Source organism: Kitasatospora sp. MMS16-BH015, assembly GCF_002943525.1.
GTDB lineage: Bacteria > Actinomycetota > Actinomycetes > Streptomycetales > Streptomycetaceae > Kitasatospora.
Genome location: NZ_CP025394.1, coordinates 8,839,293 through 8,859,053 on the forward strand (window position 1 = coordinate 8,839,293; position 19,761 = coordinate 8,859,053).

A 19,761-nucleotide genomic window follows, 5' to 3' on the forward strand; every position below is an offset into this window, starting at 1 on the left:
CGAAGGAGCCAGTCGTGAAGACCCTGATCGTGTACGCCCACCCCGAGCCCGACTCGCTCAACGGAGCGCTCAAGGACCTGGCGGTGAGCACCCTGGAGGCTGCCGGCCACGAGGTGCGGGTGAGTGATCTGTACGCGATGGAGTGGAAGGCGGTGGTGGACGCGGCGGACTACGGACCGTCCGCCTCAAGCCCGTTGAAGGTGGCGCGGGATTCGGGCCGGGCCTTCGACAGCGGCACGCTCACCCCCGACGTGCTGGCCGAGCAGGAGAAGCTGCGCTGGGCCGACACCGTCATCCTGCAGTTCCCGCTCTGGTGGTACTCGATGCCCGCGATCCTCAAGGGCTGGGTGGACCGGGTCCTCACCCGGCAGTTCGGCTACGGGGTGGGCGAGTACAGCGCCACCAAGTACGGCGAGCGGTTCGGCGAGGGCGCGCTGGCCGGGCGCCGGGCCCTGCTCTCGGTCACCGTCGGCGGCCCGGAGTCGCACTACGCCGCGCGGGGCATCAACGGCCCGATCGACGACCTTCTCTTCCCGATCCAGCACGGCATCCTCTACCACCCGGGCATCGAGGTGCTGCCGCCCTTCGTGCTCTACCGCGCCGACCGGCTGACCTCCGAGGAGTACCGGGACGCGGCCAAGGCCTGGCAGGAGCGGCTGCTCACCCTGGAGACGACCGAGCCGATCGCCTACCGGCGGCAGAACTTCGGCGAGTACGAGATCCCCGCGCTCACCTTGAAGGAGGGACTGGAGTCGACCGGGCGCAGCGGATTCGGGCTGCACGTGCGCAGTTGAGGGGTGGGGACGGGGGACGGGTGAGACGGCGGGCGGGTCCTTGGCCGGCACCGGTTCCGGCCAAGGACCCCGGCGGGATTACGGGTTCTTGATCTCGCGGGTCACCTTCGAGCCCCACGGGCACCAGCGGTTGCCGGGCAGCAGGGCGCCGCCGACCTCGCTCAGGTGGTCGTTGACGTAGGAGATGCTGGCGTCGCAGACCTCGGTGGCCATGCTGAAGAAGGAGATCGAGTTCGGGGCGAGCTGGTACTTCCAGGGCGAGTTGTACCAGGCCGGGGTCTTCACGACCGTGCCCATCACGCTGACGGCCTCGGTCTCGGTGCCGTTGACGATGTTCCGGGCCTGCTGGATCTTGGCCGGGTCGGTCAGCTTGATGACGAACGTCTCGGGACCGTCGACGAATTCGAAGTAGGCGGGCGCCGCGGTGGCGGCCGGCTGGGTGGTGGCGTTGGTGCTGGTCTGCGCGGCGATGGCGGGTTGCGCCAGCGCCAGGGTGACCATCGAGACCGCCGCGAGGGTACCGGCCTTGGTGAGGGTACGTCGCATTGTCTGGACCTCCTGTGAGTGGCGGGCCGCGTCCACGACCCGTCTGCCACGAACCGTAGGCAGCTCGGAGATCGAAATGCGAGGGAGATCGCCAAGACTTCCCCTCCGTACGCCAATGCCTTGGCAAAGCCTGCCCCATCGGGCCGTTGTCACCGGAGTCGGAAACCGGCGGAGCTGACCGGACGTCAGTAGTCGTTGGGGTGGAGTCCATCGTGCCCGGGCGACAGGAATTCACTTCGCGGACGAGCTGTGGCCACCTCCCTTTCACGGCACTGCCCGCCGACCGTGGTCGACGGGCAGTCACCGCGCGTAGAATCGAGCGCCGAAGAAATCAGGGCCGAGATCAGAGCTGGTAGAAGTCGGCGTAGTGGTCCGGGGAGTAGTAGACGGCGCCGGTGGTGAAGTCGACGACGATCCGGACGGCGTCGCGGTGGGCGCCGCAGCTGCGGGGGTAGACGTCGTACTCGTAGTAGGTGTCGCCGGAGGGGAGTTCACCCTCGTAGTTGGAGAACTGGCCGCCCGCGTAGCTGCACTGGCCGTTCGGCCAGTCGTACCAGCCGCGGCTGGTCGGGTAGCCCAGGTCGGACCAGGTCGAGTTGGCGTTGGCGGCAGTGGAACAGCCGGAGACGTTGCAGGAGCCGTAGACGGCCGCGTTGGCCGCCGGGCTGGCGATCACCGAGAGGCCGAGTACGGACGTGACGGCGGCGAGCATGACGCCGGCGCGCTTGGACCAAGAGAGCTGGGTGGACATCTGTACCTCCGAGTAGCTTTGCGGACTGACCGTCACCCTCCCGGCTGATTCTGGCCTTTCGATGTACCGCCGGTTACCGGTTGCGGTCGGTTGGCCCTCGAATTCGCCATGCTCATGCCGCGATCTGGTCAACGGCGGGTGGGCGGCCGTGGCTGCTGCTCGTTCTGGTCGGTGGCGAAGTGCCGCTTCGAGCCGCGGTGCCAGAGCAAGAGGAGAGCGGTGAGCGCGGTGAGGGCGAGCACCGCGCAGCAGGCGGTCAACGGGAGGTCGGCGGGTGTGAGCAGGGCCCGGAGTGAGGCGGCGACCGTCATCAGGCTGCCGGTGACCGTGGCGGCCACCCGGCCCCGAGGGTGGCCGCGCCGGCACTGCGTGGCCACCCAGACCCAGCAGGCCAGCGCGATGACCGCCGTCAGCGCGACGGCGACCGCACCCAGGGCGCTGGACGTCTGCCGGAGTTGCCCGTTGATGTCATCCGTGGAGGCGGCGGGGGCCTGGGCCGCGTGCAGGAGGCGGAAGGTGAGCAGGTACCCGGCCAGCGTGAGGGCCGCCATCCCGGCGGCCATCAGCAGGACGGCGGCCTGCACCGTCCGGGGCACCTCTCGCCAGCTGGTCCGGTGCCGCTCCGGTCCGAGCTTCGGCAGGGTGCCGGGCGGCGGCTCCTCGGCAAGTGGTGGCGGCTCCGCGGCGGGTGGGGGCGGAGCCGTCGGCGGCGGCTCCCGGGTCGGATCGAAGTACCTCAGGGACTCGCCGCGCCAGAGCAGGACGACCGAGGCGAGGGCGGGCGCGAGGAAGAGGACAGTGAGCGCGCGCGGGCCGGCGCCCTGGATCCGGCCGATGACCAGCAGCGTGACCAGGAATCCGATGCCTAGCGCGACGGTGGCGGCGCTGCGGGCGCGGGCGCTGCCGCGCGCGCAGAGCCAGGTGATCGGCAGCCAGCCCGCGAAGGAGACCGTCAACTCCACGGCCAGCAGCGCGGCGAAGGAGTCGACGGTCTGCGGGTAGGTGGCCAGTTGCTCGCTGCGGCGGACCAGGTGGGCGAGCTGGACGGTCGCGGGGAGGTAGAGCAGCATCGCCGACACCATGAGGCCGATCGCCCAGCGGACGGTGGCGGGAGTGGCCGGCCGGTGCGGTGCCGTCGGCTGGATGGCGGGGGAGACTTGCCGGTCCGGGTAGCCGCGCTCGGCGTGCGCCATCGCCCGCATGATCGCGACGGCGTACGTCCACTCCGTGCGCTGCGCGGCGCCCCAGACCGACCAGCCCTCGTCGGGGAGGTACAGCAGTACGTGCGCCGCGCCTGTCGGGTTGAGTTCGTAGATACCCTGGAAGACGGGCCAACCATTGACGAAGCAACAGAACTCGCCCCACCGTTCGGCGACGTCGGCCTGCGGCGGGCGACGCAGCAGGAGGCTGCGGATCGTCGTCCACGGAGTCCACGGGCGGTCCGGCGGGACGAGCAGGACGAGGGGGTGCGGCGGCATCCGCTCACCGATCATCTGTAATTCGTACTGGAAGCCGTCCCCCAGCTTCACCGGCGCGGCGGAGAGCACCACGGCACGGCTGGCTCGCGCGTACTGCTCGATCTCCACCTTCCACCGGTCTCGTGGGAAGGTGGAGAGGAACAGCTTGGCTGCGCCCAGGCTGGCCAGCCCGGCGGCGCTCGGGTCGTTGCCGGCCACCAGGGGGCCGAAGTGCTGGAAGCGCCAGGCGACCACCTCCTCGAACGGGAGCCGCCGCCGGAAGGACAGCGCGGTGATCAGGCCGCGCCGGTTGACCGGCCCGGCCCGGAGCTCGACGGCGTCGTCCTGGAAGGTGCGCAGGTAGAGGAAGTAGGGCCGCGGATCGGCGGCGAGCACCGCCGTGACCTGGGGCGAGCGGTGCCGGAGGGCCCACTGGTCGATCCGGCGGAGGACCCGGGCGTAGGCGAGGAGCAGCAGCCACCCCACGGCCACCGCGAGCAGGCCGAGGAGGTCGAGTGAGCCGCTCAGGAGTCCCAGGACGGGGACGGCGGTCAGGGCCGCCACGACCGGCACCAGGTAGACGAGCACCGGATAGAAGATCAGCCCGGCACCGGTCCGGGCCAGTGAACCGCTCAGGGAGTGCCGGTCCCGTGCCCCGCTGCCGCGCGGCGGGGAGTACATGGGGTGGGCCAGCCGGCGGCAGAGCGGCGTGAGGGCGAGGCCCAGCACCACCGAGCCGGGCACCAGCAGGTACCACGCGCCGCTGCCGTCGCCGTCCGGCTCACGGAGCCGGGTGACCAGGAAGAAGAAGGCCAGATAGCCCCCGGCGATCAGCAGCCCCCGCCGGGTCAGCACCACCAGACGCCAGCGCCGGGCCCGGCGTCGCAGCTCTGCCGCCTCGGGTCCGACGTCGTGCCAGTGGGGGGCGGGCCTGGGCACGTACCTCACCCGGTGCCGGTAGCGGCCGCCGGCGTAGAAGAGCAGGATCCCGGCCGACAGCGCGGCCGTGATCACCCGGCTGATCACGGCCACCCGCCGCTCCCCGGGCGCCCGGCCCGGGGAGGAGCAGTACGCGGAGCCCGTCTCGGCACATCGGCAGTCTCGCAGCGGCCGCCCGGGGCTGACAAGTATCAACTTCCCCGGAGGCAGGGGGAGATGGGAGTCTCAGAGGGCGAGGACCGGCCGGGTGGAGAAGTCTTCGTACATGCTCTCGCGGTCGGGCCCGTGGACGAAGTGAGCGGTGGGAAACGGCTCACGCTGAAGGTGAGCTGGCTGGATATGATCAAGGGATGACGACTGATCAGCGCCTCAAGGAAGCCGAACTCCACTACCACCGGGCCGTGTTCGGCGGTGAGAAGGCGGCACTGGCCTCGGCCGAGCGGCGGCTCGACGAGGTGGAGGCCGAGCTCGCGCTGACCCGGGGCAAGGTGGTGCACGCCCGCTTCCTCGCGGAACGGGTCGAGGATGCACGGGAGTTGGAGCTCTTCGAGCGGGCCGCCGAGCTGTATGCGCAGGTGGGTGACGTGCGGGGCGAGGGTGAGGCGGTCCTCTGGATCGGCATGTTCCACCAGGTCGTCCGGGACGCGGAGGAGCTCGCGCTGCCGTACTTCCACCGGGCACACGAGCTCGCCGAGGCAGCGGGGGACGACCTGACCCGGTCCTACGTCCTGCGACACCTCGGCTTCGCCGCCCACATGGCCGGCCGCCTGCCCGAGGCCCGCGCCCACTTCGAGGAGTCCACCCGGCTGCGCCGCGAGCTCGACTTCCCCGCCGGAGTCGCCGCGAACCTGATCGGGCTCGCGTACCTCGCCGCCCAGGAGGATCGCCGGCCGGAGGCGGCGAGGCTGCTCGCCGAGGCCACCGAGTTGGCCACCTCGGCCGATGCGCACGGCGTCCTGGGATGGATCGCCGGAGCCCGGGAGGAGCTGGGCCTGGCGGCCGGCTGAGCAGCGCGCTGCGGTTGGATGGACGGATGGGACGTGAACGGGGAGGTAAGCGGGTGCCGTTCGGCAGACCGGCGTGGATCGTGGTGCTGGCCACGCCGGACGGCTTCCGTCAGAGCATCCGGACCGTGGACGGCGGGTTGGTCTGCGGGAAGCTGCCCGGGCTGCCGGTGGACGCGGCGGAGGTGCTGGTCCTGGAGACGGCTGCCGCGATGGTGCGGGAGCTCGGGACGGAGTTCCACGGGGAGGTGCTGGACGTGGTCTGGGAGGCGGACTCGGCACCCGGCTACTGGCGCGGGCAGGTGCGGCAGCGTTCCTGACCCCGGGAGGTGTCGCTCGGCGGGGTGCCGGGACGAGCGTTCCGCCGGTCAGGGCTGCTTCGGGCGGGTGAGGAGGCGGCCGGCCAGACCGGCGGCTGCGCCCCAGAGGGCGGCGAGGGGGACGGTGATCAGCAGGTCGGGGGTGAGGGAGAGGCCGCCGGTGCCGCCGAGGCCGAGGAGGGAGAGGCCGACGGCGGCGTGGAGGCGGGTGAGGTGGCTGATCAGGAGCATGGCGAGGGCGAAGGCTGCCGCGAGGTGGGCCGCGTGGCGCCAGTGGGGGAGGGCGAGGGGGCGGGCATGGCGGGCGGCGGCCAGGCCGGTGAGGAGGAGGGCTGCGGCGGCGAGGGGGAGGAGGAGCCAGGTGCGGGCGTCCTGCTGGGTGAGGGTGGCGAGGTCGAGGGTGACGTCGCGGGAGTCGGAGGTGTGCAGGACGGCGGCCAGGGCGTGCGGCATCGGCAGGCCGAGGGCGTCGTCCACGTGGCCGTGCCAGGAGCCGCCGAGGCCCAGGCCGAGGGCGAGCCAGACGAGGTTGGGCAGGCCGAGCAGGAGGACGGCCAGGGTCTCGCGGGGGTGACCGTCGACGGCCATCGAGACCAGCCCGGCCAGCAGGCCGAGGCCGCAGTAGGCCAGGAGGAGCTGGAGCACCGCCCGCCCGGCCGGCTGGACGGCCGGCCGATGGTGCACCCAGCCGACCGGCAGCCCGGCCCGGCGGCTGACCGCGAGGGCGAGCAGCAGGACGACGGCCAGCCAGAACAGGCCGTACCCGAGTGTGGCCGGGAGGCCCACCCGGAAGCCGACCACGGGCGCTGCGCCGAAGGCGCCGCCGAGCAGGTCGAGCAGCTGGTCGCCGGTGGAGATGGTGAAGCTGTGGTGGGCCGGGAGGCGGAGCAGCAGGAGCAGGGCCAGCCAGAGCAGGGCCGTGCGGGCGGCGCGGAGCGCCAGGTCGCGAGGGGGGACCACGGCGTGCAGGCGGAGCGGGCGGAGGAAGAGCGCGCCGGCGGTGAGGGCACCCGTGAGGGTGACGGAGAGCGGCATCGCGGTCAGCCCGCCGTTGGCCGAGGCGACGAAGGCGGCCGAACCGGTCACGTCCACCGGCACCCCGAGCGCGGTCAGCACGGTGGTGGCCAGCATCGCCGGGAACGCGCCGCCCGGTAGCTCCCCGGCATGGGCGGCCCACAGGCCGAGGGCGGCGACGGCGGTCATGGCCAGCAGCGCACCGAGGGCGGTCAGGAAGGCATCGGCCCAGGCTCTCACCCCTCCAGCCTGGGCCAGCGCCGGTCCGTCGGCGACTGGCGGGGGTGAGGAGGGGGCGTTCGGCTGGCGGTGGTCCCGGTTGTCGGTGGCTCTGGCTGGCGGTCGTCCCGGCTGTCGGTGGTCGGGTGGAGACTGGGGGCATGTGCCGGAGCATCAAGACCCTCAGACCGCCGATGGCCCCCGAGGTCACCGAGGATGACATTCACGCGGCGGCGTTGCAGTACGTTCGGAAGGTGTCCGGCTTCCGGGCGCCGGCCGCGCACAACCAGGAGGCCTTCGACCGGGCGGTCCTGGCCGTTACGGACGCGACGCGGGAGCTGCTCGCCGATCTGGTGGTGCGGGGCGCCTCGTAGCGGGCGGCGGCGCCGAGGGCCGCAGTCGGCTCCACCGACCACAGAGGTGTGGGCGGTGAGCCGGCTGCGGCCTTTGGCGTCATGGGCCCTGGGAGTGGGGGACGGTGCGGGCGGCGCCGGGCGAGGGGGCCGGGGTGGTGGCCGGGGCCGTGCCGATCAGGAGGACGGTGGTGATCAGGACGGCCGTCACGCCCAGGAGTTCGAGCAGGACGGCGCGGCGCAGGGCGTCGACGCTGCGCCGGCGGGCGCGGTTGGCGCCGGCGGCGGCTGCGGCGAGGAGAAGGACGAAGAGGGCGGTTTTGAGCAGGAGCAGTCGGCCGTAGGGGGTGTCGGCCAGGTCGGCGGGGGCGCCGACCTCGCGGAAGGCCTGGTAGAGGCCGGTGACGGCGAGGGTGGTGACGGCGCCGAGGGCGAGCAGCGAGAAGCGGGGGGTGGCGGTCGCGGCGGCGAGGGGGTGGTGGCGGAGTAGGGCAAGGGTGCCGTAGAGGCCGCCGGCCCAGAGGGCCATTGCGGTGACGTGGAGGGTGGTGGCGACCAGGGCCGGGGTGTTCGAGGCGTGGCTGGTCGCGCTCCAGGTGCCGGCCAGGGCCAGGGCGAGCAGGCCGGTCGGGAGGAGGCCCCAGCTATGGCGGAGCAGGGGTTCGCCGCAGGCCGCGACGACGGCGAGCAGGAGGATCCGGACGGCCAGGGTGTGGCCCTCGTGGGTGGCGAGGGTCGCGGCGAGGGGGCTGCGGTCGGTGAGGTGGGCGAGGGAGAGCCCCTGGGTGGCGGGGCCGTGGAGGAAGAGCTGGAGCAGGGCGCCGAGGAGGGCGGCGGCCCAACCGACGGCGGCGGCTCGGTGGAGGGGCAGCAGGCTGGGGGTGAGGCCGGGGGCGAGTGGCTGGGCGGTGAGGGTGCAACCGGAGTGGTCGGGCGTGCGGGTGTGGGGTGGGGCGGGGGCCCGGTCGGGGTGCCCGGGGGTGGGGAGGCAGAGGCGGCGGAAGGCCGTGGTGCCGAGGAGGAGGGCCAGGCCGGCTAGGCCGAGCCAGGTGGCGAGGTCGAGGGTGGCGTTGGTGAGGCGGTTGCGCGGGGTGTAGGTGGCGGTCTTGGTGGGCGGAGCGGAGCCGCCGACGGAGAAGACCACGGCGCCGGAGGTGGCGTGGCCGTCGTCCTCGGCGGTGACCAGCCAGTCGACGACGAAGGTGCCGGGGCGGGCGCCGGGGGAGAGCGGGACGGCGAGGGTGGTGCCGTCGGAGCCGGTGGCGTGGGCCGGTCCGGTTTCGACGCGGCGGCCGTCGGGGCCGATCACCTTGATGCTGCTCAGGCGCAGGGTGACCCGCTCCGAGAAGTGGAGGGTGATCTGCTGCGGTCGGACGGGGACCACGGTGCCGGCGGCGGGGGTGGCGGAGAGCAGGTCGGCGTGCGCCGAGGCGGGGAGGGCCGGGAGGAGCAGCGCGGCGAGAGTGAGGCCGAGGGTGAGGAGGGCGCGCAGGACGGAGCGGGGCAGGTGGGGGCGAGCGGGGTTCGGGGCCTGGCTGGGCGGGCGTGGCGCTCCAAGTACGTTCTGCTGCACGGCAGATGGGCTCAGTGGCATGAGCCTGCGGCCCTTCGCTGACTGATCAGCTGGTCGACGCCGAGGCGGTATGAGGTGAGGGTGGCCGGGTCGGGGGTGAAGTGCCAGCGGCCGTCCTGGTGGACCACGGTGTTGCTGCCGGTGGTGTCGGCCCGGTGCCAGTCGACCCGGACGGTGTCGGGGTCGAGCTTGGCGGTCTGGTCGATCACGTAGGGGAGGCCGAGCAGGGGGCGGCACTCGGTGTTGAGCCGGATGAACTCGGCCTGAGAGAAGGCCTGTTGAGCCGTGGTGGGCCAGAGGTTCCAGGCGGCGGCCCAGCCGCCGCCGGCGAGGAGGCCGAACTCCTGGGTGGCGACGGCCTCGGCGGCGAGGGTCTGCGGCATGGGCGGGGCGGCGGCGCGGCGCGGGGCGGGCGCGGCGGAGCAGCCGACGGCCGCCGTGAGGAGGGCCAGGGCCGCCAGCCGCGGAAGGGAACGCCGGTGGGGGTCGCGGCGCAACGTCCGCTCCGTTCTTGGTCGTTGCAGGAGGCCTGGGGGAGGGGCGGACGCCGGTGGGAGGCGCCCGCCCCGGGGGTGCGGGTGGGTCAGTTGGTCAGGCGGTTGGTGCCGTAGTGCGCGACCAGGGAGTCGTTCGCCGCGAGGGTGAGGTCGGCGGTGAACTTCAGCGAGTCGCGGATCTGGGTGAGCGAGATCGCGGAGTTCGGGGTGCCGCCGAGCGAGTAGGTGAAGGACTGGCCCGGCGCGACCTGACGCTGCGCCAGCGGCACGTCGTGGAAGTCGACCCGGGCGATGTAGAAGGACGTGCCGTCGCCGCGCGGCACCTCCAGGTAGTCCTGCTGCGGGTGGCCGTACTGCTGGGTGGCGGTGTAGCCGTGGTTGTCCGAGCCGGACGGGGCGCGGAAGACCAGCACCGCGCAGTCGGTGGAGAGGGTCTGGGTGGAGGTGTTGGTGAAGACGAAGTTCCAGTTGCCGTAGTACTGGTTGCCGTTGAAGGTCACGTACTCCGACAGGCCGACGTTGCTGGCGAACTGGGTGGTGACGGGCTCGCTGAGCACCGGGTTCGCGCCGCTGATCGGGTGGTTGACGCCGTTGGCGCAGCGCTCCAGCGGGGCGTTGTACTGCGAGGGCTGCCCGGTGGGCACCGCCTGGGTGAAGGTGGCGGGGCCGGCGCTGACCGCCGTGGTGGTGTTGGGGTCGGCGACGGCCGGGCTGCCGCCGGCGAAGGCCGCGGCGCCGGCGAGCAGTAGGACGGTGGCGAGCCCGGCACCTAGGCCGCGCTTGCTGTGCTTCACGTGCATGGTGGTTCGGTCCCTTCGGTCGCGAAACAGGCCAACGACCCACGGCGGGCCCGGTGTTCGTGCCGGAGGGAGGCGCGACGGAGCGGCACGCGCCGCATCGTTGCACCTTGCTGACACGTCGGCTCGGGACAGTGGGGGGACGCGCCGAGACGACACCTTCGGGATGCCCGCAGAGGGCCGGGTCTCACGGTGGCACCGGCGCCTCGCCGGGTCAAGGGTCTGGACCAATAAGGTCTAGTCCACCAGCTGACAGTCCGTCGGGCGTGGCGGGTCCCGGCGGGGTGGGTGACTGACTGGCGGTCAGGTCTGGAGGTGGGTGGCCAGTATGGTAATCGGCGGTCATTACATCTGGTAATTCGTATGGACAGATGGATGCTTCATTGAATGCACGGTGCGCACACGATTCGGGATCGGGTAGTCTCCGATTGAACGGTTCGGAATTCGCGATCGAGAGCGGGTGAGATCGGTGAGCAGTTCGACGGATCATCAGGTGAATGCCGAGCAGCTCCTCTGGTCACTGTTCGCCCCCGAGGCGCGGGAGGATCCGTATCCGCCCCTGGCGGCGCTGCGCAGGGTGGCGCCGGTGTACCACCAGGAGGAGTTGGACACCCGCTTCCTGACCAGGTACGCGGACTGCCAGGCCGTCCTCACCGGCTCGGCGTTCGTGGTGCCGGACGGGGCCTGGCTGGCGCGCGAGCGGCCGGAGTGGCTGGCGCATCCGGCGGCGGATTTCTTCTACGCCTCGCTGCTCGGTACCAACGGCGCCGCCCACGAGCGCCTCCGGCGCCCGCTCGCCGGGGCGTTCGGGCCACGGCGGGTGGCGGAGTTCGCGGCGGGGGTGGAGAAAATCGCCGAGGAATTGCTCGACCGGTTTGCCGATGCCACCTCGGACGGTGGATCAGCGGATTTCCAGGCGCTGGTCGGATATCCCCTCCCGGTGGCGGTGGTGGGCGAGTTGATCGGCGTGCCCAGGGAGGACCAGGAGCAGTTCCACCGGCTCGGGCAGGGTGCCACCCGGCTGCTCGAACCGGTCCGCTCGGCCGAGGACTGGCGGCGGGCGGACGAGGCGGTGGTCGAACTGCGCGCCTACTTCGCCGAGTTGCTGCGCGAGCGGCGGGCCCGGCCGAGGGAGGACCTGGCCTCGGCGCTGCTGGCTCAGGTCGAGGCGGCTGGGGGTGAACCGGCTCGTGCCGAGCCGGCTCGTCCCGAGGCGGCCCGGGGTGGTGCGGGCCAAGTCGGGTCGGATCGTCATGAGTTGACCGAGCAGGAGCTGGCCGACCTGCTGGTGCTGGTGTTCGTCGCCGGCTTCGAGACCACCACCGGGCTGCTAGGGCTCGCGGTGCACGCGCTGCTGACCCACCCCGAGCAGGCAGAGCTGCTGCGGGAGGACCCGGGGTTGGTGCCCGGTGCGGTGGAGGAGTGCCTGCGCTGGGACGGGCCGGTGCTGATGACCGAGCGGTTGACCGTCCGGCCGGTCGAGGTCGGCGGGGTGCTCGTCCCGGCCGGGGCGAGCGTGACGACGGTGCTCGGTGCGGCCAACCGTGACCCGGAGCGGTACCCGGACCCGGACGCCTTCCTGGTCCGGCGCAGACCCGAGGCGCGGGGGCTGAGCTTCAGCAGCGGTCCGCACTACTGCCTCGGCGCGGCGCTCGCCCGGCTCGAAGGGGCGGCCCTGCTGGGGGCGCTGCTCGACCGCTTCCCCGGGCTCGCCCTCGCCGGGCCGCCGGTGCGGCGCGATTCCGCCTGCCTGCGGTCCTTCGATGCACTGCCGCTGAGCACCAGAGGCTGAGCACCAGCGGCCGATTACCAGCGGCCGAGAAGCTCCGATTGTGGCCGGTCCGGCCGCCCCACCACGTACCGTCACCTTCCGAAGGACGTGCCCGTGAAGTTCCTGCACCGTGAACGCGCCGAACTCGAAGCACTGATGCCCGGGTTGGACGAGGCCCTCGCGCAGTACCCGCTGGCCGAGCTGGAGCGCACGCCCAGCCCGGCGATCGCCGAGTTCAGACGGGCGGGCGGGCCCGGCCTGCTGGTGCCCACGGCCAACTCCGGTGCCGGGGCGAGTACGTTGCAGGCCGTCCGGGTGCAGCGGGCGGTCGGCGCCCGCTGCCCCTCGCTGGCGGTGGCCACCACGATGCACCACTTCTCGATCGCGGGCCTGGTCGAGGCCGCCAAGTACGGTGGTGGGCTGGAGGGTCTGCTCCTCGAAGCGATCGCCAAGGACCGGATGCTGGTGGCCTCCGCCTTCGCCGAGGGGCGGCCCGGGCAGAACATCCTCACCCCGCACATCACCGCCCGGCGGCGCGGCGACCGGATCGTGCTGAACGGCAGCAAGATGCCGTGCAGCCTCTCGCGCTCGATGGACCTGCTCACCGCCTCGGTCGCGCTGACCGGGGAGGACGGGCTGGAGCGGCTGGCCGTGGCGCTGATCCCGGCGGCCACCCCGGGGGTCTCGGTGCGTCCGTTCTGGGGCACCCCGATCCTGGCGGGCGCCGAGAGCGAGGAAGTGATCCTCACCGAGGTGGAGCTGGACCCGGAGATGGTGGTGCCCACGGAGGTCACCGCCGATGCCGTGCCGGACGCGCTCAACCTGGCCGGGTTCCTCTGGTTCGAGGTGCTGCTCACCGCCGGGTACCTCGGCGTGGCGAGCGCGCTGGTGGAGCGGACGCTGCACCGCCAGGCCGGCGGCGAGGAGGACCCGACCCCGTACCTGGTGCCGGTCGAGGCCGCGATGCTCGCCGTGGAGGCGGTGGCTCGGGCGATGGCCGAGGAGGAGTGGAGCGAGGCACTGCTGGTCCAGGCGCTGACCGCGCGGTACGCCGCGCAGGAGGCGATCGACCGGACCACCGGGGCCTGCCTGGCGGCGCTGGGTGGGATGTCCTTCATCGGCTCCCCGGACGCCTCCTACCTCGCCTCGGCCGCCGTCGGCCTGACCTTCCACCCGCCGGCCCGCGCCAGGATGGCCCGCCCGCTGCGGGAGTACCTGGACGGCCGTGCGCTGCGGATCGGCTGAGCCGGTGGGGTCGGGCGAGCGGGTGGAGATCCTGCGCGGCAGCGGGGGTGAGAGCGTCGAAGTGCTGCGCAGCGTCGAGGAGTTGCCGGACGGGGTGTGGGAGCGGCTGGCGCCGGCGGAGGACCCGATGTGGGCGCGGGGCGTGTTCACCGCGCTGGAGCGCAGCCGGGTCGGGCCGGAGGGCTACGCGTATCTGACGTTACGCCGGCGGGGCGAGCCGGTGGCGGTGCTGCCGCTCTGCCTCTTCCGCGAGCTGCGGCTGGACCGGATCGTCGGGCCGCGCGAGCGGCGGCTGCTCGACCCGGTGCGCAGGCTGGCGCCGCGGCTGCTGCGGGTGCCGATGCTGTTCTGCGGCCACCTGCTCGGGCAGGGGCACGTGTTGGCAGCCGAGCTGCTCGGGCCTCGGGCCGGGCGGCTGCTGGTCGCGGCGGTGCTGGAGTTCGCCCGGCGCGAGCGGCTGGGCACGGTGGTGTTCAAGGACTTCGCCGGGCCGGATCTCGCCCCACTGCGGGAGTCGCTGTCGGCCGCCGGATTCTTCCCGGTGCCCAGTCTGCCGGACACCGAACTCGACCTGAGCGCAGGGTCGTTCGAGGCGTACCTGGCCGCGCTGCCGGCCAAGCCGAGGCGCAACGCCCGGGCCAAGCAGCGCCGGTTCGCGGCGCAGCCCGGGCTGCGGATCGAGGTGCTGACCGAGTTCGAGCACCTGCTGCCGGAGCTGCTGGCGCTCTACCGGCAGGTGATGGACCGGGCCGATCAGACGCTCGACCTGCTCGACGGGGCCTTCCTGGCGGAGCTGGCGCGCGGGGAGGGCCTGGACCGCCGGTTGGTGGTCTGCTTCGAGCAGGAGCGGCCGGTGGGATTCCTGCTCTGCCTGTTCGCCGGCTCGGGCGCGATCGGGGCCCGGATCGGGCTGGACTACCGGATCGCCCACGAGGCCGCGCTGTACCACAACCTGCACTACGCCGCCGTCCGGCTGGCGCTGGAGCGCGGCTGTCGGCGGATCCGGTTCGCCCAGACCGCGTACCGGCCGAAGACCGAGCTGGGCTGCGCGCTGGTCGAGCAGTGGTACGCGATGACCCACGTCCGGCCGCTGCCCCGGGCCGTGCTGCGGCGGGTGCTGCCGCCGGCGCTGGCCACTGCGCGGGCGGAGGCGCTGGCCGAGCACAGTCCTTCCAGAGCAACAGAACTGACTATCCGTCAGAGAATGGAGTCGCGCCATGCCCCGTGTTGAGGTGGAGTTGCCGATCGCCGTGGCGCCGGAGGTGGCCTGGGCGGCGGTGGTGGACGTGCTCGGCTACCCGGAGTGCATGGAGAGCGTCGACTCGGTGGAGATCGTCGAGCAGACGGACGAGCGGCACCGGACCACCGCCTGGTCGGTGCGGCTCAAGGGGTCGGTGCTGCGGTGGGTGGAGACCGAGGTGATCGACCACGCCGGGCGCCGGTTCGACTTCGAGCAGATCAGCGGCGACCTGGGCGCGTTCGTGGGCCACTGGGCGGTGGCCGAGGCGCCCGGCGGGGGCAGCACGGTGGAGCTGCACGTGGACTTCGACATCGGCATCCCGCTGCTGGCCGAGATGCTCAACCCGGTGGCGGCCGACGCCCTGCGGGAGAGCGCCGCGCAGATGCTCGGCTCACTGGAACAGCGGCTGCTCGAGGGGGCCCTCCGGTGACCGCCGTGACCGAGGGCAGCGCGATGGACACCGCCGAGGTGTTCGACCGGCTGCGCCGGCACTTCTCACCGAAGCTCGCGCTGACCGGCGGCTTCGCCGGCCGGGGTGCCGTGGAGGTGGCGGCGGAGGGCTGCCGGGTGCGGCTCTCGGACGGCCGCAGCGCGCTGGACTTCGGCTCGTACGCGGTGACCCTGCTCGGCCACCGGCACCCGGCGGTGGCCGAGGCCGTCCGGCAGCAGCTGGAAGCGATGCCGACCGCCACCCGGAGCCTGGCCAACCCGGTGGCCGCCGGGGCCGCTGCCCGGCTGAGCGGGTACCTGGGCGATGCGCTGCCGAAGGTGTACTTCGGGCTGAACGGCGCCGACGTGGTCGAAGTGGCCGTCAAACTGGCCCGGTTGGCCACCGGCCGGAGCCGGGTGGTGGCGGTGCGCGGCGGCTTCCACGGCAAGTCGCTCGGTGCGCTGGCGCTGACCCACAGCCCGCTCTACCGAGCCGGGCTGCTCGGCAGTGCGGTGGACGTGGTGCACGTGGCAGCGGACGACCCGGCGGCGGTCTGGCGGGAGGTGGCCGGCGGCGAGGTGGCGGCCGTGGTGTTCGAGCCCGTGCAGGGGGAGAACGGGGCCGTGCCGCTGGACGGCGCGGTGCTGCGGCAGTGGTGCGAGGACGCGGCCCGGCACGGCTGCTTCGTGATCGCGGACGAGATCCAGTGCGGACTGCGGAGGTGCGGGGAGCGGTCGGTGGCGCTGGCCGACGGGCTGCCGGTGGACGCCGTGCTGCTCGGCAAGCCGCTGGGCGGCGGGGTGGTGCCGCTCTCGGCGTTGCTCTGCAGCGAGCGGCTGTACGCGCCGCTGGCTGCAGACCCGTTCCTGCACTCGGCGACCTTCGGCGGCCACCCGCTGAGCTGCGCGGCCCTACCCGCCGCGCTCCACGCGATCGAGGAACTGGCCGGTCACGGCGAGGAGTTGGCTGGTTGGCTGGACGAGATGCTGGACGGACTACGGGCCCGGCACCCCGAGGTGGTGCGGGCCGTGCGCGGCCGGGGGCTGCTGCGGGGGATCGACTGCGGCTCGCCGCAGGCGGCCGGCTCGATGGTGGTCGAGCTGGCCGGGGCCGGGCTGCTGGTCTCGCCCTGCCTGAGCCGCCCGACCACCATCCGGCTACTGCCGCCACTGGTGGCCGGCCCGGCCGAGGTGGCGGAGGCGGCGGAGCTGCTGGACGCCGCGCTCGCGACGACCGGGCGCACTCTGCGGCGAGGTGGCGCCGGCTGACCACGGCCGGTGCGAGGGCCGCTGCGGCGGCGGAAGGAGTGAGCCACGTGCCCACACGCGAAGAACTGGCCGAGACGGTCCGCACGGTGATCTCGGACGTGCTCGGCACCGAGCCGGACGAGGTGCAGGAGCGCACCAGCCTGGCCGAGGACTACGGCATCGACAGTCTCGAACTCATGGAGATCGGCGCCCGGTTGGAGCGGACCCTGCAGCTGCGGATCGAACTGACCGACCTGACCTTGGCCCGGGACGTCGGCCATGCCATCGACCTGCTGACCACCCGGCTCGGCGGTGCCGGGTGAGCGCCCGGCACCGCTCGGGCGGCCACCGGGTGGCCGTCACCGGGATCGGGGTCAAGTGCCCGGCGGGCAACGGGATCGAGGAGGTGTTCAAGGCGCTGCTGACCGCCAGCCCGGCCGCCGCCCGGGTGGAGCGACTGGTGGAGGCCGACCTGCCGGTCCAGATCGCCTGCCTGGTCCCGGAGTTCGAGGTGGACGCGTACCTGAGCCGGCGCGAGTCGCGGCAGATCGACCGCCCGGCCCTGCTGCTGGTCTGCGCGGCGGCGGACGCGGTGGCCGAGGCCCGGCTGCCCGCCGACCTGCGCGGCGACCGGGTCGGGGTGCAGATCGGTACCGGGATCGGCGGCCTGACCAGCATGGAGGAGGCCACGGTCGGCTACGCGCACCAGCCGAGGCTGCTGCCGGTGCACACCGTGCCCCGGACGATGGCGAATTCGGCCGCCAGCCGGCTCGCGCTGCGCTACGGCTTCCAGGGCGCCTGCACCACGTACGCGAGCGCCTGCGCGAGCGGCGCCACCGCGCTGGGCGCCGCGGCGCGGAAGATCCGCTACGGCGAGCTGGACGTGGCGGTGGCGGGCGGGGTGGACGCGGCGGTCAGCACGGTGGTGGTCGGCTCGTTCGCCCGGATGCGCGCGCTCTCCACCCGGAACGAGGCACCGGAGCTGGCCAGCCGCCCGTTCGACTCCGAGCGGGACGGGTTCGTGATGGGCGAGGGCGCGGCCGTCCTGGTGCTGGAGCGCTGGGACCTCGCACTGGCGCGCGGGGCCGTGATCCACGGCGAGATCGCCGGGTACGCGGAGAACTGCGACGCGTTCCACATCGTGGCCCCGCACGAGGACGGCGAGGTGGCCGGTCGGTGCATGCGGGAGGCGGTGGCCGACGCCGGGCTGGCCTTCACCGACATCGCCCAGGTCAGCGCGCACGGCACCTCGACCGTCCCCGGCGACCAGGCGGAGGCCCGGGCGATCGAGCGGTGCTTCGCCGGGCAGTCGCCGCCGGTCACCGCGGTCAAGGGCGTGACCGGTCATCTGATCGGCGCCGCAGGCGCGTTGGAGGCCGCCGTCGGCCTGCTCTGCGCGGCCCGGGGCGTGGTGCCGCCGATCGCCAACCTGCGCAGCAGCCCCGAGGCCGACCGGCTCGACCTGGTCGCCGGAGTGGCGCGCGGGGTGGCCCCCGGGCCGGTGCTCTCCAACTCCTTCGGCTTCGGCGGGCAGAACGCCTGCCTGGTGCTCGCCCCGCCGCCGTGAGAGCCATCAACTCGGGTGTAGGGGAACAGATTTGTTGATCCAGGAGAGGTGACCATGCGAGTCCTGCTGACCGGGGCGACCGGAGTGGTCGGCACCGAGCTGGTCCGGCAGCTGGGTGCCGCCGGGCAATCCGTGGTGCCGGTGGCCCGGCGCGGCGAGGGGGTGGTGCGCTGGCGGATGGGCGAGGAGCCGCCGCCCGCCGAGCTGGGTGGGCACTGGGACGTGATCGTGCACGCGGCGGCCAGCACCCGGTGGACGCTGGGGCGGGCCGAGGCGGTGGCGGCGAACGTGGACCCGCTGCGGGCCGTGCTGGCGCTCGCCGACCGGGAGACCCACCTGGTGCAGGTCTCCACCGCGTACGTCGGCGGCAGCCGGAACCCCGAGGACCTGCGCGGCGCCGAGTTCGAGGGCTACCGCAACGGTTACGAGTGGTCGAAGGCCCGCTGCGAGGGGCTGGCGCTGGCCGAGCACCCGGGCCCGCTGACGCTGGTCCGCCCGCCACTGGTGGTCGGCCGGCGGGGGAGCGGGGAGATCTCCCGGTTCTCCGGCCCGTACACGATGTTCCAGGCGCTGGTCTCCGGCACGGCCGCCGTGGTGGTGGGCGACCTGGCCGGGTACGCCGAGATCAGCCCGGTGGACGAGGTCGGCGCGGTGCTGGCCGGGGCCGTGCTCGGCGCGCCGCCGGAGCGGCCCCGGACGGAGGTGATCGCGGGCGGGGCGGGCAGCCTGAACCTCGATCAGCTGCTGGAGGTGGTCTGCGGCACGCTCAACACCTTCCGCGCCGAGCACGGGGCGGACCCGATCGCCCGGCCGCCGCTGGTCGCGGTGGACAGCTGGAACCGGTTCTTCCTGCCGCTGGCGGACGAGTGGCTGTCGCCGGTGCAGAGCCAGGCCGTCAAGCTCCTCGCGATGTTCCAGAGCTACACCAGCATGGCCCGCCCCTTCGACCCGACCCACCCGGTGGCCGACCCGGCGGCGGTGCTGGCGGCCTCGGTCCGCTACTGGGCCGAACGCAAGCCCCGGCTCGCGCTGGCCCGTCCCCAGCCGTGGACACTGCTGACACCCGTCGGGGTCTGACCACCCGAGTCGCCGGCGCTGCTGACACCCGTCGGGGTCTGACCACCCCGGGGGGCCTTGGTGCCGCCCGTCGAGCGCGGTCAGCCCAGGAAGCCCCGGAGCAGCGCGGCCGTGGCCTCCAGGTGCTCCTCGGTGGCGCGGCGGGCGGCCTCCGGGTCGCCCGCCAGGATGGCCTCGGCCATCGCGCGGTGCTGCTCGCAGGCGTGCTCGATGTTGCGCTCCAGCATCGGGATGGCGTTGAGTAGGTCGTTGAGCCGCATCCGGCTCTCGGCCACGCCGGCGGCCAGCGAGTGCGAGCCGGTGAGCTCGGCGATGGCCAGGTGGAAGCGGGAGTCGAGCTGGCGGTACTCCTCGGGGGTGGCCCGGTCGAGGTCGGTGAGGCGCTGGGTGAGGTGGGCGCGCTGCTCCTCGGTGAGGGTGCGGCGGGCGGCGGCCTCGGAGGCGCCTACCTCCAGGGCCTGACGGTACGTCAGGGCGTCCTCCAGTTCGGCGCCCATGTCCTGGACGGCGCGCCGGAGTTCGCCGAGATCGGGCGGCGGCAGTCGGTAGGTGACGAAGGTGCCGCCGTAGCGTCCGCGCCGGGATTCGACGCAGTGCGCCTGCTGCAGCGAGCGGATCGCCTCGCGCAGCGTCTCCCGGCTCACGTGCAGCCGGGTGGCCAGCTCCCGCTCGGCGGGCAGCCGGTCGCCGTACCCGAAGACGCCGAGCTTGATCGCCTCCAGGATCCGCTCCACCGTCTCCTCGAAGGCGTTGCCGGTGCGGACGGGCCGGAAGATCGCGCCGCCCTGCCAGTCGATCTGCGTCTCGTGCTCCGCTGCCTGGTCCACGGGGGAATCGTAGCGAGGTGTGGTGGCCCGGCCCGGGAGGCGGGTACCCCCTTGACGGGGGGAGCGCCCGGGGTGAAACATGCACACCACGTC

General features: G+C 73.3%; 20 protein-coding genes. 12 read left to right on the forward strand and 8 right to left on the reverse strand.

Annotated elements, in window-relative coordinates:
- The first annotated feature begins 14 nt into the window (after window positions 1-14).
- Complete coding sequence (locus tag CFP65_RS38000; RefSeq protein WP_104820434.1) at window positions 15-794, forward strand: NAD(P)H-dependent oxidoreductase; 780 nt, start codon at window positions 15-17, stop codon at window positions 792-794.
- Between the two features lie 78 nt (window positions 795-872).
- Here CFP65_RS38000 and CFP65_RS38005 read toward each other — a convergent pair whose 3' ends face one another.
- The 3 genes from CFP65_RS38005 to CFP65_RS38015 form a co-directional block, all read right to left on the reverse strand.
- Window positions 873-1,340 carry a calmodulin-binding protein gene (locus tag CFP65_RS38005; protein ID WP_104820435.1) on the reverse strand — a complete coding sequence of 156 codons (468 nt, stop codon included), beginning with the start codon at window positions 1,338-1,340 and terminating at the stop codon, window positions 873-875.
- A 343-nt stretch (window positions 1,341-1,683) separates the two neighbouring features.
- The gene (locus CFP65_RS38010) at window positions 1,684-2,091 is read right to left on the reverse strand and encodes a ribonuclease domain-containing protein (protein WP_104820436.1); all 408 of its coding nucleotides are present in this window, start codon (window positions 2,089-2,091) and stop codon (window positions 1,684-1,686) included.
- Window positions 2,092-2,219: 128 nt separating this feature from the next.
- A complete protein-coding gene (locus tag CFP65_RS38015) occupies window positions 2,220-4,580 on the reverse strand; it encodes a hypothetical protein (RefSeq protein ID WP_104820437.1) in 2,361 nt (786 codons plus the stop codon).
- 257 nt (window positions 4,581-4,837) lie between these two features.
- Between CFP65_RS38015 and CFP65_RS38020 the strand changes: the two genes are divergently transcribed.
- On the forward strand, window positions 4,838-5,494 hold the full coding sequence (locus tag CFP65_RS38020) for a tetratricopeptide repeat protein (protein WP_104820438.1): 657 nt from the start codon (window positions 4,838-4,840) through the stop codon (window positions 5,492-5,494).
- A gap of 53 nt (window positions 5,495-5,547) precedes the next feature.
- A complete protein-coding gene (locus CFP65_RS38025; RefSeq protein ID WP_104820439.1) occupies window positions 5,548-5,811 on the forward strand; it encodes a hypothetical protein in 264 nt (87 codons plus the stop codon).
- Window positions 5,812-5,859: 48 nt separating this feature from the next.
- On the opposite strand, the gene CFP65_RS39545 is transcribed toward CFP65_RS38025, so the two are convergent.
- Complete coding sequence (locus CFP65_RS39545) at window positions 5,860-7,065, reverse strand: streptophobe family protein (protein ID WP_158702578.1); 1,206 nt, start codon at window positions 7,063-7,065, stop codon at window positions 5,860-5,862.
- A gap of 140 nt (window positions 7,066-7,205) precedes the next feature.
- Between CFP65_RS39545 and CFP65_RS38040 the strand changes: the two genes are divergently transcribed.
- Complete coding sequence (locus CFP65_RS38040; RefSeq protein ID WP_104820440.1) at window positions 7,206-7,418, forward strand: DUF2277 domain-containing protein; 213 nt, start codon at window positions 7,206-7,208, stop codon at window positions 7,416-7,418.
- A 79-nt stretch (window positions 7,419-7,497) separates the two neighbouring features.
- Here CFP65_RS38040 and CFP65_RS42310 read toward each other — a convergent pair whose 3' ends face one another.
- From CFP65_RS42310 to CFP65_RS38055, 3 genes are all read right to left on the reverse strand, one after another.
- Window positions 7,498-8,970: a copper resistance protein CopC gene (locus tag CFP65_RS42310; RefSeq protein WP_158702579.1), complete on the reverse strand. Its 1,473-nt coding sequence runs from the start codon at window positions 8,968-8,970 to the stop codon at window positions 7,498-7,500.
- A gap of 11 nt (window positions 8,971-8,981) precedes the next feature.
- Window positions 8,982-9,467 (reverse strand): hypothetical protein, encoded by a 486-nt coding sequence (locus tag CFP65_RS38050; RefSeq protein ID WP_104820442.1) that lies wholly within the window; start codon window positions 9,465-9,467, stop codon window positions 8,982-8,984.
- An 86-nt stretch (window positions 9,468-9,553) separates the two neighbouring features.
- Window positions 9,554-10,267: a hypothetical protein gene (locus CFP65_RS38055; protein WP_104820443.1), complete on the reverse strand. Its 714-nt coding sequence runs from the start codon at window positions 10,265-10,267 to the stop codon at window positions 9,554-9,556.
- A 490-nt stretch (window positions 10,268-10,757) separates the two neighbouring features.
- Between CFP65_RS38055 and CFP65_RS38060 the strand changes: the two genes are divergently transcribed.
- From CFP65_RS38060 to CFP65_RS38095, 8 genes are all read left to right on the forward strand, one after another.
- The gene (locus CFP65_RS38060; RefSeq protein ID WP_158702580.1) at window positions 10,758-12,056 is read left to right on the forward strand and encodes a cytochrome P450; all 1,299 of its coding nucleotides are present in this window, start codon (window positions 10,758-10,760) and stop codon (window positions 12,054-12,056) included.
- Between the two features lie 93 nt (window positions 12,057-12,149).
- A complete protein-coding gene (locus tag CFP65_RS38065) occupies window positions 12,150-13,280 on the forward strand; it encodes an acyl-CoA dehydrogenase family protein (RefSeq protein WP_168219656.1) in 1,131 nt (376 codons plus the stop codon).
- A 4-nt stretch (window positions 13,281-13,284) separates the two neighbouring features.
- Window positions 13,285-14,511, forward strand: coding sequence for a GNAT family N-acetyltransferase (locus CFP65_RS38070; protein WP_254552786.1), 1,227 nt, complete (start codon window positions 13,285-13,287; stop codon window positions 14,509-14,511).
- A complete protein-coding gene (locus CFP65_RS38075; RefSeq protein WP_104820446.1) occupies window positions 14,498-14,950 on the forward strand; it encodes a type II toxin-antitoxin system RatA family toxin in 453 nt (150 codons plus the stop codon). The genes CFP65_RS38070 and CFP65_RS38075 overlap by 14 nt, the downstream gene beginning before the upstream one ends.
- A complete protein-coding gene (locus CFP65_RS38080) occupies window positions 14,947-16,218 on the forward strand; it encodes an aspartate aminotransferase family protein (RefSeq protein ID WP_254552787.1) in 1,272 nt (423 codons plus the stop codon). Before CFP65_RS38075 ends, CFP65_RS38080 begins: the two co-directional genes overlap by 4 nt.
- 47 nt (window positions 16,219-16,265) lie before the next feature.
- The gene (locus CFP65_RS38085) at window positions 16,266-16,520 is read left to right on the forward strand and encodes an acyl carrier protein (RefSeq protein ID WP_104820447.1); all 255 of its coding nucleotides are present in this window, start codon (window positions 16,266-16,268) and stop codon (window positions 16,518-16,520) included.
- Complete coding sequence (locus CFP65_RS38090; RefSeq protein WP_104820448.1) at window positions 16,517-17,764, forward strand: beta-ketoacyl synthase; 1,248 nt, start codon at window positions 16,517-16,519, stop codon at window positions 17,762-17,764. Before CFP65_RS38085 ends, CFP65_RS38090 begins: the two co-directional genes overlap by 4 nt.
- A 54-nt stretch (window positions 17,765-17,818) precedes the next feature.
- The gene (locus tag CFP65_RS38095) at window positions 17,819-18,841 is read left to right on the forward strand and encodes an SDR family oxidoreductase (protein ID WP_104820449.1); all 1,023 of its coding nucleotides are present in this window, start codon (window positions 17,819-17,821) and stop codon (window positions 18,839-18,841) included.
- An 80-nt stretch (window positions 18,842-18,921) separates the two neighbouring features.
- On the opposite strand, the gene CFP65_RS38100 is transcribed toward CFP65_RS38095, so the two are convergent.
- Entirely contained in the window at window positions 18,922-19,668 is a 747-nt protein-coding gene (locus CFP65_RS38100) for a FadR/GntR family transcriptional regulator (protein ID WP_254552788.1), read from the reverse strand.
- Between the last annotated feature and the right edge of the window lie 93 nt (window positions 19,669-19,761).